18 protein-coding genes are annotated in these 15,137 nt (G+C 66.4%); 13 read left to right on the top strand and 5 right to left on the bottom strand.

Going from position 1 to position 15,137, the window contains the following annotated elements; translation table 11 throughout:
- The first annotated feature begins 158 nt into the window (after positions 1–158).
- Complete coding sequence (locus tag P0086_RS20795) at positions 159–1,205, top strand: GH25 family lysozyme (RefSeq protein ID WP_275789524.1); 1,047 nt, start codon at positions 159–161, stop codon at positions 1,203–1,205.
- 57 nt (positions 1,206–1,262) lie between these two features.
- On the opposite strand, the gene P0086_RS20790 is transcribed toward P0086_RS20795, so the two are convergent.
- Positions 1,263–3,374, bottom strand: a complete 2,112-nt coding sequence (locus P0086_RS20790) for a Calx-beta domain-containing protein (protein ID WP_275789521.1) — start codon at positions 3,372–3,374, stop codon at positions 1,263–1,265.
- Between the two features lie 282 nt (positions 3,375–3,656).
- Here P0086_RS20790 and P0086_RS20785 point away from each other — a divergent pair, with 282 nt between their 5' ends.
- The 10 genes from P0086_RS20785 (at position 3,657) to P0086_RS20740 (ending at position 8,590) form a co-directional block, all read left to right on the top strand.
- Positions 3,657–4,163, top strand: a complete 507-nt coding sequence (locus P0086_RS20785; protein ID WP_112599080.1) for a hypothetical protein — start codon at positions 3,657–3,659, stop codon at positions 4,161–4,163.
- A 180-nt stretch (positions 4,164–4,343) separates the two neighbouring features.
- Complete coding sequence (locus tag P0086_RS20780; RefSeq protein WP_112599081.1) at positions 4,344–5,252, top strand: J domain-containing protein; 909 nt, start codon at positions 4,344–4,346, stop codon at positions 5,250–5,252.
- A gap of 1 nt (position 5,253) precedes the next feature.
- Complete coding sequence (locus tag P0086_RS20775; protein ID WP_112599083.1) at positions 5,254–5,568, top strand: chaperone modulator CbpM; 315 nt, start codon at positions 5,254–5,256, stop codon at positions 5,566–5,568.
- A gap of 41 nt (positions 5,569–5,609) precedes the next feature.
- A complete protein-coding gene (locus P0086_RS20770) occupies positions 5,610–5,762 on the top strand; it encodes a hypothetical protein (RefSeq protein ID WP_275789518.1) in 153 nt (50 codons plus the stop codon).
- Between the two features lie 231 nt (positions 5,763–5,993).
- A complete protein-coding gene (locus tag P0086_RS20765) occupies positions 5,994–6,215 on the top strand; it encodes a hypothetical protein (RefSeq protein ID WP_275789516.1) in 222 nt (73 codons plus the stop codon).
- A 111-nt stretch (positions 6,216–6,326) separates the two neighbouring features.
- Positions 6,327–6,683 carry a hypothetical protein gene (locus P0086_RS20760; RefSeq protein ID WP_275789514.1) on the top strand — a complete coding sequence of 119 codons (357 nt, stop codon included), beginning with the start codon at positions 6,327–6,329 and terminating at the stop codon, positions 6,681–6,683.
- A 19-nt stretch (positions 6,684–6,702) separates the two neighbouring features.
- Positions 6,703–7,620 (top strand): 4-hydroxy-tetrahydrodipicolinate synthase, encoded by a 918-nt coding sequence (gene dapA / locus P0086_RS20755; RefSeq protein ID WP_275789511.1) that lies wholly within the window; start codon positions 6,703–6,705, stop codon positions 7,618–7,620.
- A gap of 4 nt (positions 7,621–7,624) precedes the next feature.
- The gene (locus P0086_RS20750) at positions 7,625–7,819 is read left to right on the top strand and encodes a hypothetical protein (protein ID WP_148191835.1); all 195 of its coding nucleotides are present in this window, start codon (positions 7,625–7,627) and stop codon (positions 7,817–7,819) included.
- 29 nt (positions 7,820–7,848) lie between these two features.
- On the top strand, positions 7,849–8,145 hold the full coding sequence (locus tag P0086_RS20745) for a hypothetical protein (protein WP_275789507.1): 297 nt from the start codon (positions 7,849–7,851) through the stop codon (positions 8,143–8,145).
- A 106-nt stretch (positions 8,146–8,251) separates the two neighbouring features.
- A complete protein-coding gene (locus tag P0086_RS20740; RefSeq protein ID WP_112604917.1) occupies positions 8,252–8,590 on the top strand; it encodes a DUF1883 domain-containing protein in 339 nt (112 codons plus the stop codon).
- 18 nt (positions 8,591–8,608) lie between these two features.
- On the opposite strand, the gene P0086_RS20735 is transcribed toward P0086_RS20740, so the two are convergent.
- Both P0086_RS20735 and P0086_RS20730 read right to left on the bottom strand, forming a co-directional pair.
- Positions 8,609–9,919: a replication-associated recombination protein A gene (locus P0086_RS20735; RefSeq protein WP_275789502.1), complete on the bottom strand. Its 1,311-nt coding sequence runs from the start codon at positions 9,917–9,919 to the stop codon at positions 8,609–8,611.
- Positions 9,916–11,307, bottom strand: a complete 1,392-nt coding sequence (locus P0086_RS20730) for a DegQ family serine endoprotease (protein ID WP_275789499.1) — start codon at positions 11,305–11,307, stop codon at positions 9,916–9,918. The genes P0086_RS20735 and P0086_RS20730 overlap by 4 nt, the downstream gene beginning before the upstream one ends.
- A gap of 202 nt (positions 11,308–11,509) precedes the next feature.
- Between P0086_RS20730 and msrP the strand changes: the two genes are divergently transcribed.
- Both msrP and msrQ read left to right on the top strand, forming a co-directional pair.
- Positions 11,510–12,451, top strand: coding sequence for a protein-methionine-sulfoxide reductase catalytic subunit MsrP (gene msrP, locus P0086_RS20725; RefSeq protein ID WP_275789496.1), 942 nt, complete (start codon positions 11,510–11,512; stop codon positions 12,449–12,451).
- A gap of 2 nt (positions 12,452–12,453) precedes the next feature.
- Complete coding sequence (msrQ, locus tag P0086_RS20720; RefSeq protein ID WP_275789493.1) at positions 12,454–13,098, top strand: protein-methionine-sulfoxide reductase heme-binding subunit MsrQ; 645 nt, start codon at positions 12,454–12,456, stop codon at positions 13,096–13,098.
- 341 nt (positions 13,099–13,439) lie between these two features.
- Here the strand turns inward: msrQ and rplQ are convergent, their stop codons facing one another.
- Together rplQ and P0086_RS20710 are read right to left on the bottom strand one after the other, a co-directional pair.
- Entirely contained in the window at positions 13,440–13,862 is a 423-nt protein-coding gene (gene rplQ, locus P0086_RS20715; RefSeq protein WP_112599100.1) for a 50S ribosomal protein L17, read from the bottom strand.
- A 177-nt stretch (positions 13,863–14,039) separates the two neighbouring features.
- A complete protein-coding gene (locus tag P0086_RS20710) occupies positions 14,040–15,050 on the bottom strand; it encodes a DNA-directed RNA polymerase subunit alpha (RefSeq protein WP_112599102.1) in 1,011 nt (336 codons plus the stop codon).
- Positions 15,051–15,137: the final 87 nt, after the last annotated feature.

Raw genomic sequence — 15,137 nt, 5'->3', positions numbered from 1 at the left:
CCCCCGCCCCCGCCCCGCGACGACAGGCGGCGCGAAGCGATCTTGCGCCGTAAAGATTGGATTCAGTCTTTCTTGGTAATTCCCCGTTAGCCTTGTCCTTTGTGGTTCCTGGCGGCTCGCCCCGAACCGTCGTCCTTGGTCTTGCGTAACGGGTTCCCATGCATCTTTCGGCCGCCCCTGCCCTCATCCTCCTCGGCCTTGTCCTTTCGGGCTGCTCGTCCAGTTCCGGGCCGGAGGCGCTCAAGGCGGGGCTGACGTCCCGCGAGACCACGAATTCGATCGTGCGGCCGGCCTCGCCGGTGCCGACGGCGGAGGTCGGCGATGTGGCCGCCGCGGAGACGGGCGAAGACGGCTCTGCACCGCATGAGCTCGCCTGGGCCGGACCGGTGCCCGACCAGCAGCAGTTCGACGCGGTGACGCGGGACGCCGGCATGGCCGTGCCCTCGCAGCGTCCGCTCGAGACGATCGCGCCGGAAGCGCCGGCCGCAGCCCCGAGGGCCAGCAAGGGGCCGCGCATCTACAGCCAGCGCTTTCGCGACGCCAAGCCGATCAACTTCGGCAAGGTCAGCCCGCGTCACCACGCCGTCCACGGCGTTGACGTCTCGCGCTGGCAGGGCGAGATCGACTGGCAGACGCTGAGGACGCAAGGGGCGAACTTCGCCTTCATCAAGGCGACCGACGGCGGCGACCATCTCGACCCGATGTTCCAGAAGAACTGGCGCCGGGCCAAGGAAGCCGGGATCAAACGCGGCGCCTACCACTTCTTCTACTGGTGCCGGACGGCCGGAGAACAGGCGGACTGGTTCATCCGCAACGTGCCGCGCGAGGCCGGCGCGCTGCCGCCGGTGATCGACGTCGAGTACAACGCCGAATCGAGCTGCAAGCGCCGGCTGTCGCGGGCGAAGGTGCTGGAGAAGATGCAGGTGTTCATGGACAAGCTGGAACGCCACTACGGCCAGCGTCCGATCATCTACACCGCGCCGGACTTCTATGCCGACAATCTCTCCGGCGAGTTCCCGAACCATCCGTTCTGGCTGCGCTCGGTCGCAGCCCACCCGTCGAAGCGCTACCCCAACCGCAAATGGGTGTTCTGGCAGTATTCGGGCTCCGGCCTGTCCCAGGGCGTCGACGGCAAGATCGACCTCAACGTCTTCCGCGGCAGCGAGGCCGACTGGCACAACTGGGTCGCCGGCCAGTCGAGCTGAGCGCAGGTCGCGACGAACCGCGCGCAGCCTCCGTCTGCGGCACCGGCATAGTCGTCCTCACAGAATGAAGTCGGACGCCTTCAAGCCGATCGTGCCCTCCAGCACGAAGGCAAAGTCCGCCTTGCCGTCGCCGTTGACGTCGCCTTGGACCAGGGTATTGCCGTTCTTGTGCGCATAGCGCAGCTCGCCCGCGTGCTTGTCGAAGGCGTCGTCGCCGATGAAGGAGAACGCGTTGTTGCCCTTGGCAGCGGTCTTGGCGTCGATTCCGGACAGGCCGAGCTTGTCACCCTCGCTGCGGCTGAAGTCGCCGATCTTGTCGCGGCCGGCGGAATCGACCGTGGAATCGCTGCGCGCGCGGAAGACGAAGGTGTCGGCCTGGTCGCCGCCCAGGAGCCGGTCGGCGCCCTTGCCGCCCTCCAGCGTGTCGATGCCGCTGTCCCCCTTCATTCTGTCGTGGCCGTCGCCGCCTTTCAGCGTGTCCTTGCCCGAATTGCCCTCAAGCCCGTCGTTTCCCGTTCCCCCGGTCAGTCTGTCGTTGCCCTCTCTGCCCCAGAGCTTGTCGTTTCCGCTCCCTCCATCCTCAACGTCGTTGCCCGTGCCGCCGTCAATCCGGTCCTTGCCGGAACCGCCACTGAGCGTGTCGTTGCCGCCGTTGCCGAAAATGCTGTCATCGCCGGTGCCGCCATAGAGGCGGTTGGCGCTGTCGTTGCCACGGATGACCTCGTGGATGTCGTCGTCGTTGGCGATCGTCGCCCGGCCCGCCGTGACCACGTTCTTCACGATGCCGCCCGCGGGCGGCGTGAGGGCCAGCGAAAAGCTCTCGTCGCCCTCGAGCCGTTCGTCCTCGACCAGGTCGATCGTGACCGCCGTCACCGTCTGGCCGGCCAGCAGCGTCACCGAGCCGGACCGCCCGGCATAGTCGGCGCCGCTCTTGGCCGTGCCGTCCGATGTCTTGAACTTGAATGTGAGGTTTTTCTCATAAGCCTCGGAAAGATGGATCTCGAACACCGCCTGGCGCGCGCCTGCGTCACCTTCGATGATGGTCGGGCTCGACACGAAGACGGAGCGGTTGCTGCCGGTCCCGTCGTCGTCGTTGACGATGCCGAGCACGCGCTCGATCTTCTGGTATCCGGCAAATCGCGCGTTGTCCGGGCTGGAGAACTCCAGCCAGAGCGACTCGTCGACCTCGTCGAGATTGTCCGGATTGGCGCGGATCTCGACGAAGCCCACCCGGTCGCCCGCCTCGATCACGAGCGTCCCCGTCTGCGGCGGGTAGTCCCGGTTGTTGAGCGGCGCGTCCGTGGCAGAACCGAGCACGGTGCGGTAGTCGATGCGCACCTCGTCGTCCGTGGCCTTGGACAGGACGACCCGGAAGCGCATCGTGCCGCCTTCCGTCTGGGTCGCGCGCTCCACGGCGATGATCGGGATCGCGCCGTTGCCGGTGTCGTCATCGAGAATGGTGGCGGTGCCGGCGCTGCCCTCGCGACCGTTCTTGACGACGCCCGGCGGCGTGACGACGAGCGAGAAATACTCATTGAGCTCGACCGCATTGTCCCCGAGCAGATCGACTGCGACCGTCGCCGTGGTCTCGCCGGCCGAGATTTTGACCGTGCCGGTCTTGGCGGAATAGTCGGATCCAGCCCGGGCCGATCCGTCGACCGTGCGGTAGCTCAACGTCAGGTCGGTCGCGAGCGCCTCGGACAGATGCACCTCGAACACGGCCCGCCGCGCGCCGCCGTCGCCTTCGACGACGGTCGGGCTCGACACGAACATGGCAAGGTCGGAGCCGGTGCCGTTGTTGTCCTGCACGACGCCCAGCACGCGGACGGTGGCGGGATTGCCGACGAAGGCCGCGCCCTTGGGGTTGAACAGCTCGACCCAGAGGGACTCGTCCACCTCGTCCAGGTTGTCGGGGCGGGCGCGAACCACGATCTCGCCCTCCGTCTGCCCGGCGGGGATGACGAGCGTGTCGATCCGGTAGATTCCGCCATTGCCCTTCTGGACGGTATAATCCTGGAAATTGAGCGGTGAATCCTTGGCGGTGCCCTCGAGGGCGCGATAGTCGATCCTGACCTCGTCCGTGGTCGGCGCGCTGAGGCTCACCTTGAAGCGAAGAAAACCGCCCTCCAGAGCCTCGACGCGCGTAATGCTGATGGTCGGAACCGCCATGTTGCCCTCCCGTTGAAGAAAATCTCAAGCATTTCGATTGACAGGCATGCGGGATCGTCCAGCCGCCCGGAAATCTGGACGGTCGTCCGACGTCGGAACTATTTATATTAGCAATTGCTTTATCACGAAGTTTCGACCAGGGGGATAGCTCTATCTATCTATTCTGCCTGCAATTGGGACGGGGCCCGGCCGCTTCGATCATTTGTTCGGGAAGGCCTCGCTTTCACACCGATTTGGGGACACGATGGCGGTGGATGCAGCCCGAAGCGAGGCAGGTCACGCATGCGCATCGCCTTCCCTCTCCTTTGTCTCCTGTCCGCGCTGTCGGCTGCCGTGCCTGCGCGCGCCGACGAAAGCGCCTTCCTGAAGTCGCTGGCCGGCAACTGGACCGGCGGCGGGACCGTGGTGACGCGGATCGGCAGGCCCGCCGTCAACGTCGACTGCAGGCTGCGCTCGGATGCCGGTGCGGCGTCGGTCTCCATGCAGGGCAATTGCAAGGCGCTCATGCTGTTCCGGCGCCCGATCTCCGCCGAACTGAAGGCCAGGGGCGCGCGCTACAGCGGCATCTACATCGGCCCCTCCGGCCGCCATTCGACGCTCTCCGGCGCGAGGAAGGGGTCGACCATCAGCCTCGCGGTGCGCTGGAGCCGGCTGGTGAACGGCGACCGGCAGGCCGAGATGACGATCCAGAAGATCGGCGACAACGGCCTGAGGCTGCGGACCATCGACCGCAATCCCGCAAACGGCGAGACGGTGGTCACGAGCGATATCCGCCTGGACCGGAACTGAACTCCCGGCGACCACAGACGCCCCGTCCGATGGCGCCTGCGACAGATTCGACGGCGCCTGTCCCTGTTCATTTCGAAGCCGTGCCCTATGGTTGAGATCAGGGCGGAGACGTGCCACGCTTCGTCGGCGCGGGGCCGCCGCGATCCGCCGCGCGTTGATCATGGTTCGAAGGAACAGAGAATGAGCCGCAGTCCCTACGAGGTCCTCGGTGTCGGCAAGAACGCGACGCAGAAGGATATCCAGAGCGCCTACCGCAAGCTCGCCAAGAAACTGCATCCCGATCTCAATCCCGGCGACAAGGACGCCGAGGAACGGTTCAAGGCGGTCTCGGCCGCCTATGCCCTGCTCGGCGACGAGGAGAAGCGGGGCAAATACGACCGCGGCGAGATCGACGAGACCGGCGCCGAGACGCCGCCGCGGCAGTACTATCGCGACTATGCCTCCGCCGGCGCCACTGGCGGCCGCTATGAGGGCAACCAGAGCTTTTCGGATTTCGGCGATGTCGACGACATCTTCTCCGGCTTTTTCTCGCAGCGCGGACGGCAGCAGGGCGGCAAGGGGCGCGACGCCTATTTCTCCATGGAGCTCGACTTCCTCGAGGCGGCCAACGGCACGAAGAAACAGATCAGCCTGCCCGACGGCCCGCCGATCGACCTGACGATCCCGCCCGGCACGCGCGACGGCCAGACGCTGCGGCTGCGCGGCAAGGGCGAGCCGGGACACGGCGGCGCGCCCGCCGGCGATGCGCGCATCGAGATCCGCGTGCGGCCGCACTCCTTCTACCGGCAGGACGGGGACGACGTCCGCTACGAGATCCCGATCTCGCTGACGGAGGCCGTCCTCGGCGGCAAGATTCGCGTGCCGACGCTCGACGGCGCGGTGAACGTGACGATCCCGCCGCATTCGAATACCGGCAAGACCCTGCGGCTGAAGGGAAAGGGCCTGCACAAGCCCGGCGGCGGCCATGGCGACGCCTATGTGACGCTGCAGGTGGTGCTGCCGCAGACGCCCGATCACGAACTCACCGCCTTCGCGGAGCGCTGGGAAGCCGGAAAGGCACAGGCGCCGCGCCGGCACATGGGAGGCTGAGATGAAAGACACCGAACTCTGCCGCTACCTCGAAATCGAGATCACCCTGCTCGACACATGGGTCGAGCATCGCTGGCTGATCCCCGAGGAGCGGGACGGCATGCGCCTGTTCCACGACGCCGACCTCGCCCGCGCCCGCCTGATCCAGGACCTGATCGGTCCGATGGGGGTCAACGAGGACGGCGTCGACGTCGCCATGCAACTGCTCGACCAGATCCACGGTCTGCGTGGTAGACTGGGCCTGCTGATGCAGGCGATCCGCAGCCAGGACGAAGACATCCAGCGGCGTATCCTCGCCCTGATCGACGAGGAATAGCGTGCCGGTCACCCGCCCGTCAGCAACACCAGGAGGTTCCCATGCCGAAGCCAGAAAAGCCTGCTCCCAAGAGCGACAAGCAGAAGGACAAGGAGAAGCGGAAGGAGGACGAATATCTCGACGAGGCGCTGGAAGAGACCTTTCCGGCGAGCGACCCGATCGCCCCGCCGAAATTCGACGACAGCAAGAACTGAGCGACAGGCTTCCTGTCCGCCCGGACTGTTTCCTGACCAGGGCAGCAATGCGCAGCCGACGTTGCCCCGGTCGGCAGTATCAGCGGCGTTCCAGGCATTTCCGGCCGGCTCGCCCACCTCGTCCCCTGACGCCGCCCTTATGATTTTCTGACCTCCGGCACCGGCTTTCCCCATCGAAATCCGATCCGCGACGGCCCTAGGCTCCCGCCATCGTCAACTGGATACGATGTCATGGCCACCCGTCACGATCAAAGCGCCCCTACCCCGCTCAGCACACGGACCGTCTTTGCCACAGCCACCATGCGCGTCGGAAAACAGGCGCTCAGGATGCGCCGGCTGCCGCCCGAGGCAGGCGAAAGGCGCGATCACAGCCGCGAGGCCGCCCGCATCCGTTTCGTCGTCGTCCTGACGCTGATCGCCGCCGGTATCGGCTGGCTCATCCTGTTCGGCTGAACGCTGGCTGCGACCATGCCCCTGAACAGCCATACCCCCCTGCCTTTCCTGCCTCGCCCGCACCGCCGCCCGCAGGATGGCGAGGCAGCCCAATCCGAGGATATCGGCGCCGTGGCGTCGCTGCGCAGCCGGATCGCGGCGGCCCGCATCCTCCGCGAGCACCTCGTCTGGGAAGCGCTGCGCGTCCTGCCGGCGCTCGCGAATGTTCGCGCCCATGCGGCGTTTCCCCGGTTCCGGCAGATGATGGAGGGCGACGATCTCGCCGGCGCGGTCCTGCTCTTGGCAGCGATGGCCGCCCCTGCCCGCGACCTGCTGGAACTGACCCAGGCCGGCGGCATCTGGAGCTGCCGGATGGCGACCACCGTTGCGCCGCACGGCCGGCGCCGGCGCATTCACACAGCCCACCATCCGGAGCGCGCGGCCTGCCTGCTGGCGGCCCTTGTCGCCTCCGGCAGCACGGAGGCCTGAGGTTCCCATGGAGTCCACGATGTCGCCTTACCATTCCTTTCTTCCGCGTGGCGCGGTCTGCGATCTCGTCACGCCGTTCCGCGGGAACGCGCTCGACCGGATCGGCCTTTTGACGCTGATCGAATGGCAGATCAGGAGCGGGGTTTCCGGCCTTCTCGTCTGCGGCGAGGCTGGCGAAGCGCCGACGCTCACCCTGGATGAACGCTGCACCATGATCCAGACCGCCGTAGAGGTCGCCGACCGTGCCGTGCCCGTCCTCGTCGGCTGCGGCACCAATTCGACCGAGACGACCGTCGCGCTGACCAGCCAGGCCAAGGCGCTCGGCGCCGATGCGGCAGTGCTGACCGTCCCCTACTACAGCAAGCCTTCGCAGGAGGGCATCGTCCGCCACATCGAGGCGGTGGCTGCGGCGGTCGACATTCCCCTGGTCATCCACAACGCGCCGGCGCGCACCGCCGTCGATCTCACCCCGCGCACGGTCGAGCGACTGGCCACGATCGGGTCGGTGACGGCCCTCGTCGACGGCACCGGCGACGTTTCGCGCTTTGCCCGGACCCCGCCGGATTTGCGCGCACGCCTGCTGCACTACTGCGGCCACGAGCCCGCCGCCTGCCCCTTCAGCCTCTGCGGCGGCGGCGGGGCGTTCTCGATCGCCGCCAACGTCGCCCCGCGGCTGACCTCGGCACTTCACAACGCGCTGCGGACCGGCAATGTCGATGTGGCCTATGCGCTGCAGGACAGGCTGACGCCGCTGCTGACCGCGCTGGAACAGGAAAACAGCGTCGCCTGCGCGAAGGACGCGCTGTCCCTCATTCTCGGGCTTTCGGCCGAAGTGCGGCTGCCGCTGACGCCCCCCTCGCTCGACGTCCAGCGCCTGCTTCGCCGTGCGATCGCCGCCCTGCCGGAGCGTGCCGAACTCATGAGCCGGACGGCATAGGCCCATGGAACACACCGACATCGATCCGGCGAGCGAACAGAACCGGTTTCGCCGAGCCCCAACGCCGACTAATCAGACGGATCGGGTCCCGGCCCGCAGCCCGGCCCTAGTCGCGCTCCGCCACATCGGCCTGCGGCTCGGCATCACCATCCTGATCGCCGCAGCCATTCAGCTGACCTGCAACTGGTCGGCCGGCTAACACCATCGTCAACAGAGGAGATCCAGATCATGGGTCGTCAGACGCATCGCATCCACGTACCAGCCAGCCCCGCCCGCTTCACCGTCGGGCGCGACCATCATGGCTGCTGGGTCGTGCAGGACAGGCTCGGCAAGGTCGGCGGGCTGTTCGCAAGCGAAGACGCCGCCATGCATTTCGCCCGCGATGAGAGCGACCGCGATCCGGCCGACATCTGCCGGGCGCCGGAGGGCCTTGAGGTGGAGCTCGACAACCCGGCCAGGCGGACACGGCACCTGCGGCAAGCCGGCTTCAGGCGGACGACGGCGCGCAATCGCCCCCGGATCTGAACGCCCACGGCCGCCCGCGCCATCCCCTGTTCACGCCACGCGGCACCAACCGATCCTTAACCGCTGCCATGCATGATGGCGGCGGACCAAGGCAGACAGGACGGCAATGGCGCAGACCTCCATCCCCTATACTCATTACGACCTGCAGGACATCCGCGAAGGCGTGGTGATCGAGATCTCGCTCTCGGCCGTCGCCAACGTCCGGCTGATGACGCATGCCGACTTCGATCTCTTCCGGAACGCGCGCCAGCACAAGTTCCTCGGCGGCGTCGCCAAGCAGACGCCGATCCGTCTGACGATTCCGAAAAGCGCCCACTGGCACGTGGTCATCGACACCGAAGGGCACGCCGGCAAGGTCGAGTCGTCGATCAGGGTCGTGCCGAAGCCGAAAACGAAGGCCGGTCCCCGCTTCACGCCTCCCTCGCGGCCGTCCGCGCAACGCTGACGGCAGCCCGCACGCTTTTCAGCCGTTGCGCTCGCGCCTGAGCTTCGCCCACCACTCCAGCCGTTTGCGGATGTCGCGCTCGAAGCCGCGCTCCGGCGGGTCGTAGAAGGTCTGCCGGCCCATTTTCTCCGGAAAATAGTCCTGGCCGGAAAACGCGTCCGGCTCGTCGTGATCGTAGCGGTAGCCGTCGTTGTAGCCCTCGCTCTTCATCAGCTTGGTCGGCGCGTTCAGGATGTGCTTGGGCGGAAGCAGCGAACCGTTCTCCTTCGCCGCCCGCGTCGCCGCCTTGAAGGCGGTATAGACCGCGTTCGACTTCGGGGCGGTGGCGAGATAGACGCAGGCCTGCGCCAGCGCCAGCTCGCCCTCCGGCGAGCCGAGGAAATCATAGGCGTCCTTCGCCGCGTTGCAGACGACGAGCGCCTGCGGATCGGCGAGCCCGATATCCTCCACCGCCATGCGCACCAGCCGCCGGCCGAGAAACAGCGGATCCTCGCCGGCATCGAGCATCCGGCAGAGATAGTAGAGCGCCGCATCCGGATCGGAGCCGCGTACGGATTTGTGCAAAGCGGAGATCAGGTTGTAGTGGCCGTCCTGGGCCTTGTCGTAGACGGGGGCGCGGCGCTGGACGATGCGGAACAGGTCGTCCTGGCCGAACACCTCGCCCGGGCGCGCCGCCCGCCACACCTCTTCCGCCAGCGTCAGCACCGCCCGGCCGTCGCCGTCCGCCATGCGCAGGAGCGCCGCGCGGGCGCCGTCGTCGAGGGGGAGCGGCTTGTCCTCGGCGGCCTCGGCCCGCCGCAGAAGCTCGCCGAGGCTCTCCTCGTCATGCGGCTTGAAGGTGAGCACGCGAGCCCGCGACAGGAGTGCGGCGTTCAGCTCGAAGGACGGATTCTCGGTGGTGGCGCCGACGAGCACGATCGTGCCGTCCTCCATCACCGGCAGGAAGCTGTCCTGCTGGGCCCGGTTGAAGCGATGGATCTCGTCGACGAAAAGCAGCGTCTGGCGCCCGCCCATCCGCCGCTGCCGCGCAGTGTCGAACACCTTTTTCAGGTCGGCGACGCCGGAGAAGATCGCCGAGATCTGCTCGAAGGCCAGGCCCGCCTCGCCCGAGAGCAGCCGGGCGACGGTGGTCTTGCCCGTCCCCGGCGGTCCCCAGAAGATCATCGAGCCGAGCGAGCCGGAGGCGATCATGCGCGTCAGCACGCCGTCCGCACCGGTCAGATGCGCCTGCCCCGCCACCTCCGTCAGCGCCTGCGGCCGCAGGCGGTCGGCGAGCGGGCGCCTGGCTGCCATGCCTTCCGGCTCTGAGGGGGCGAACAGGTCGTTCATCGGAAGAACTGCCGGATGCGCTGGCCGTCGCGCTCGATCTCGACGCGCCAGACGGACGGATCGTCGGCCACCAGTTCCTCGAGCACCTCGGTCGATGCGACGTCCGTGCCGTTCAGCTGGACGATGATGTCGCGCGGCTGCAGCCCGATGCGGGCGGCCGGCGAGCCGCGGTTGACCTCGGTGACGACCACGCCCTCGGTGCCTGCCGGCATGCGCAACTCGTCGGCGACGCGCGGCGAGAGGTTGGCGACGACGGCGCCCGAGAACGGATTGCGGCCCTCGATCAGCCGTTCGTCGCGCGGGGTGGTCTCCGGCGGGCGGTCGAGGGCGATCGTCAGTTCCTCCTGCTTGCCGCCGTCGCTGACGCTCAGCTTCGCCGTGCCGCCGATGCCGACGGTGGCGAGCCGATAGCCGAGCGCATCGGGATGCTCGACCTCGATGCCGTTGACGGCGGTGACGACATCGCCGGGCTTAAGCCCCGCCTTCTCCGCCGGGCTGCCCGGCAGCACCTTCGAGACGAGCGCGCCGCGGGCCTTGGTGAGGCCCAGGGCTTCTGCGACATCGGAGGTCACGGCGTCGAAGGTTGCGCCGACGAAGGGCCGGTCGAAATTGGTGCTGCCGCCGACCGCGCTCGCGACGAAGACCTTCACGAGGTTGGCGGGGATGGCGAAGCCGACGCCGTTGGAGCCGCCGCCGCGCGAGAAGATGGCGGTGTTGATGCCGATCAGCTCGCCCCTCATGTTGATGAGGCCGCCGCCGGAATTGCCGGGATTGATCGAGGCATCCGTCTGAATGAAGAAACCGAAGTCGCCGGCCTTGACCTGGTTGCGGGCGAGTGCGGAGACGATGCCGCTCGTCACCGTCTGGCCGACGCCGAAGGGGTTGCCGATCGCCAGCACGAGATCACCGACCTCGACGGCGTCGCTGTCGCCGAGCGGCAGAATGTCGAAGGTCTCCTTCGCCTCGATCTTCAGCACGGCGAGGTCGACGCGGTCGTCCTTCAGGAGGACCTTGCAGGGGTATTCGCGGCCGTCGGCGAGCGCAACCTTGATGTCGTCGGCGCCCTGGATGACGTGGTTGTTGGTGACGACGATCCCGTCCTTGCCGACGATGACGCCCGAGCCGAGCGAGGACTGCTTCTGCGTCCTGTTCGGCATGCGCTGGCCGAAGAACTCCTCGAAGAACGGGTCGTTGAAGACCGAGCGGCGCTCGACCATCCGCTCGGCATAGACGTTGACCGTGGCGTTCGCCGTCTGCTTGACGAGCGGCGCAAAGGAAAGCTGCATTTCCAGGTTCGTCTGCGGGACGGTCTTTTCCTGTCCGACGGCAGGCGTGGAGACGGCAAGCAAGAGAAGGGTTGCGGTAGCGAGGCCGTGGCCGAATTTCATCAAAGATTCTCCCTTTCGTTGCCGCCACGTTCAGATAAGATTTCGCGCGAAAAAAGGCAAATGCGCCCGTGCTCCGGGGGGCAAATGCCGCTCACGGCCGGCACACGAAATTGTGCGCGGCTGCGCGCCCGCAGCGCCTGTAACTTTGGCGTCATTCCTTGCGTACATGCATGGTGACCGCACTCGTCAAAGGAACGCACCCATGGTTGCCTATCACCCGCCAAAGATCCCGCCGCATGAAATCACGCCGGAACACCTGTTCCTGAACAGGCGCGGTTTCCTGGCCGCGGCAGCCGGCAGCATGCTCCTGACACCATCGGCAGCCGCGCTTGCGGCCGGGCTCACGGCGTCGCCATCACAGTTCAAGGTCGACGAGCCGCTGACGCCGGAAAAGGACGTCACGAACTACAACAATTTCTACGAGTTCGGGATGAGCAAGGGCGACCCGGCCGCGAACGGCGGCGACTTCAAGCCGCAGCCCTGGTCGATCAAGGTCGGGGGCATGGTCGGCAAGCCGAAGGAATTCGGCCTCGAGGACCTGCTGGCGATGCCGCTGGAGGAGCGCACCTACCGGATGCGCTGCGTCGAGGCCTGGTCGATGGTCATCCCCTGGATCGGCTTTCCGCTGGCGAGCCTGCTCGACAAGGTCGATCCGCTCGGAAGCGCCAAGTACGTGGCCTTCGAGACCGTGGTGCGGCCGGAACAGATGCCGGGCCAGTCGGGCTATTTCCAGCCGCTGCCCTGGCCCTATGTCGAGGGGCTGCGGCTCGACGAGGCCCGCCATCCGCTGACGATCCTCGCCGTCGGCCTCTACGGCAAGACGCTGCCGAATCAGAACGGCGCGCCCGTCCGTCTCGTCGTGCCGTGGAAATACGGCTTCAAGGGGATCAAGTCGATCGTGAAGATCACGCTGACCGACAAGCAGCCGCCCACCACCTGGAACCTTTCGGCGCCGAACGAGTACGGCTTCTATGCCAATGTGAACCCGGCGGTCGACCATCCGCGCTGGAGCCAGGCGACGGAGAACCGGATCGGCGAAGGCGGCTTCTTCGGCGGCAGCAGGCGCGACACCCTGCCCTTCAACGGCTATGGCGAGGAGGTCGCAAGCCTCTATGCCGGCATGGACCTGGCTGCGAATTTCTGACCATGGTCGCGCTCCCCACCCTGCCCCGCCGGTATCACGGCGCCTCCGTCTGGGCGCTCTATGCGCTCGGCTTCATCCCGGCCGTGTCCGGCTTCTATCTCGGCGCGACCGGACAGCTGCCGGGAAACGCCATCAAGGAATTCGAGCACCTGCTCGGCATCTGGGCCCTGCGCTTCCTGATCGCCACGCTCTGCATCACTCCAATCCGCGACCTGTTCGGCATCAACTGGATCCGCTACCGCCGGGCGCTCGGGCTTCTGGCCTTCTGGTACGTGGTCATGCATTTCTCCACCTACATGATCCTCGACAAGTATCTGGATTTTCCGCAGATCGTCGCCGACATCGCCAAGCGCCCGTTCATCACCATCGGCATGGCGGGTTTCGTGATGCTGATTCCGCTGGCGCTGACGTCGAACAGCTGGTCGATCCGCAAGCTCGGGCCGCGGTGGAACAAGCTGCACAAGCTCGTCTACGTGATCGCCGCCGCGGGCGCGCTGCATTTTGCGATGTCGGTGAAGGTCGTGGGGCCGGAACAGATGATCTATATCGCGCTCGTCACCGCGCTCCTCGTCTGGCGGCTATTTCGCCAGCGCTTCAACCAGTGGCGGCGCGGGCCGGCGGGCCGGCCCCACCTGGGACGGGCTTGATACCGTCGCCGCTTCCGGACCTTAGCGGCCCCTCATCCGCCTGCCGGCACCTTCTCCCCGCAGGCGGGGAGAAGGACGGACGCTGCGCCGCATTCCGTACTTTCATCAATCGCAGTGGCGGCGAGATCCACAACGTCGCCAGTATCGTCCCATGCCCGACAGGCACGCATCCCCTCTCCCCGCCTGCGGGGAGAGGGTTAGGGTGAGGGGCAAGGCGCAGAGGCTGAGGGGCAAGTTCATGGCGCTCGCCCGCGCATGAGCCCGTCGGGGATCGCAGTCAACGCCAAAAGGCCGGGCGCTTGCGCACCCGGCCTTTCCGTTTCATTCCGCAGCCCGAGAGATCAGGCGGCTTCGGCGGCAGCCTCGGCTTCGACGCGGGCCTTGTCGGCTGCGCCCTTGGCGGAGACGTCGCGGTCGACGAACTCGATGACGGCGAGTGCCGCGTTGTCGCCCGTGCGGTAGCCGGCCTTCATAATGCGAAGGTAGCCGCCGTTGCGGTTGGCGTAGCGCGAAGCGATCGCGTCGAACAGCTTCGAGACGACGGCGGCGTCGCGGATCTGCGAGATCGCCTGGCGACGAGCGTGCAGGTCGCCCCGCTTGCCGAGGGTGACGAGCTTTTCGACGATCGGACGGATTTCCTTTGCCTTCGGCAGGGTCGTCACGATCTGCTCATGGGTGATGAGCGAGGCAGCCATGTTGGCGAACATCGCCTTGCGGTGGCTGGCGGTGCGGTTCAGCTTGCGGCCGGCTTTCTGGTGGCGCATTGCTATTCTCCTTCTACGCAGGTCTCCCGATATCGCATCGGTCCTGCCGTTTCCTGGCACATACAGGCGACTTGCCTGCTGTCTGACGGGGAAAGGCAGCGGCGATACCCTGCCTTTGGTTCATGTTCATCGGCGCGACATGCGAGCGGCGAACCGCCCGCATGCTTCTCGTGCCGCTTAGTACTGGTCTTCGTAGCGCTTGGCGAGATCCTCGATGTTCTCGGGCGGCCATGCTGGCACTTCCATGCCGAGGTGCAGGCCCATGGAAGCGAGAACTTCCTTGATCTCGTTCAGCGACTTGCGACCGAAGTTCGGGGTCCGAAGCATTTCGGCTTCCGTCTTCTGGATCAGGTCGCCGATATAGACGATGTTGTCGTTTTTCAGGCAGTTCGCCGAGCGGACCGAAAGCTCCAGCTCGTCGACCTTCTTCAGCAGCGCCGGGTTGAACGCCAGCTCGGTGACCGATTCCTCTTCGGCTTCCTTCTGCGGCTCGTCGAAGTTGACGAACACGGCCAGCTGGTCCTGGAGGATGCGGGCAGCGAACGCGATCGCGTCCTCGCCGGTGACGGAGCCATCGGTCTCGATGGACATCGTCAGCTTGTCGTAGTCGAGAACCTGGCCTTCGCGGGTGTTTTCAACCTTGTAGGACACCTTCTTGACCGGCGAGTAGAGGCTGTCGACCGGGATGAGGCCGATCGGCGCGTCTTCTGCGCGATTGCGCTCGGCCGGAACGTAGCCCTTGCCGTTGTTGACGGTGAACTCCATGCGGATCTCCGCGCCCTCGTCGAGCGTGCAGATCACGTGGTTCGGGTTGAGGATCTCGATGTCGCCAACCGTCTGGATGTCACCGGCGGTCACGACGCCCGGGCCCTGCTTGCGCACGACCATGCGCTTGGAATCGTCGCCATCCATCTTGATGGCGATTTCCTTGATGTTGAGCACGATGTCGGTCACGTCTTCCCGAACGCCCGGGATCGACGAGAACTCGTGCAGCACGCCGTCGATCTGTACGGCGGTGACGGCAGCACCGCGCAGCGACGACAGCAGAACGCGGCGGAGCGCGTTGCCAAGCGTCAGACCGAAGCCGCGCTCAAGCGGTTCTGCCACGAGCGAGGCCTTGGTGCGGCCCGACGAGGAGAATTCCACCTTGTTCGGCTTGATCAGTTCCTGCCAGTTTTTCTGGATCATATCTTTTGCCTTCCGTTCGCCACCACCATCCAATCGTGGCGGCCGAATTTTGAAGAACCGGCGGCGCGACGATCGCGCCTTCCGGCA

Source organism: Mycoplana sp. MJR14 (assembly GCF_029210525.1).
Classification (GTDB): domain Bacteria; phylum Pseudomonadota; class Alphaproteobacteria; order Rhizobiales; family Rhizobiaceae; genus Mycoplana.
The sequence above is the reverse complement of the archived record's forward strand: the minus strand, read 5'-3'. Positions and strand labels throughout refer to the sequence as shown.

Bases quoted from the DNA above. Each gene is read 5' to 3' on its own strand.
- P0086_RS20795 (WP_275789524.1), top strand. From the start codon at position 159: ATGCATCTTTCGGCCGCCCCTGCCCTCATCCTCCTCGGCCTTGTCCTT.
- P0086_RS20790 (WP_275789521.1), bottom strand. From the start codon at position 3,374: ATGGCGGTTCCGACCATCAGCATTACGCGCGTCGAGGCTCTGGAGGGC.
- P0086_RS20785 (WP_112599080.1), top strand. From the start codon at position 3,657: ATGCGCATCGCCTTCCCTCTCCTTTGTCTCCTGTCCGCGCTGTCGGCT.
- P0086_RS20780 (WP_112599081.1), top strand. From the start codon at position 4,344: ATGAGCCGCAGTCCCTACGAGGTCCTCGGTGTCGGCAAGAACGCGACG.
- P0086_RS20775 (WP_112599083.1), top strand. From the start codon at position 5,254: ATGAAAGACACCGAACTCTGCCGCTACCTCGAAATCGAGATCACCCTG.
- P0086_RS20770 (WP_275789518.1), top strand. From the start codon at position 5,610: ATGCCGAAGCCAGAAAAGCCTGCTCCCAAGAGCGACAAGCAGAAGGAC.
- P0086_RS20765 (WP_275789516.1), top strand. From the start codon at position 5,994: ATGGCCACCCGTCACGATCAAAGCGCCCCTACCCCGCTCAGCACACGG.
- dapA (WP_275789511.1), top strand. From the start codon at position 6,703: ATGTCGCCTTACCATTCCTTTCTTCCGCGTGGCGCGGTCTGCGATCTC.
- P0086_RS20750 (WP_148191835.1), top strand. From the start codon at position 7,625: ATGGAACACACCGACATCGATCCGGCGAGCGAACAGAACCGGTTTCGC.
- P0086_RS20745 (WP_275789507.1), top strand. From the start codon at position 7,849: ATGGGTCGTCAGACGCATCGCATCCACGTACCAGCCAGCCCCGCCCGC.
- P0086_RS20740 (WP_112604917.1), top strand. From the start codon at position 8,252: ATGGCGCAGACCTCCATCCCCTATACTCATTACGACCTGCAGGACATC.
- P0086_RS20735 (WP_275789502.1), bottom strand. From the start codon at position 9,919: ATGAACGACCTGTTCGCCCCCTCAGAGCCGGAAGGCATGGCAGCCAGG.
- P0086_RS20730 (WP_275789499.1), bottom strand. From the start codon at position 11,307: ATGAAATTCGGCCACGGCCTCGCTACCGCAACCCTTCTCTTGCTTGCC.
- msrP (WP_275789496.1), top strand. From the start codon at position 11,510: ATGGTTGCCTATCACCCGCCAAAGATCCCGCCGCATGAAATCACGCCG.
- msrQ (WP_275789493.1), top strand. From the start codon at position 12,454: ATGGTCGCGCTCCCCACCCTGCCCCGCCGGTATCACGGCGCCTCCGTC.
- rplQ (WP_112599100.1), bottom strand. From the start codon at position 13,862: ATGCGCCACCAGAAAGCCGGCCGCAAGCTGAACCGCACCGCCAGCCAC.
- P0086_RS20710 (WP_112599102.1), bottom strand. From the start codon at position 15,050: ATGATCCAGAAAAACTGGCAGGAACTGATCAAGCCGAACAAGGTGGAA.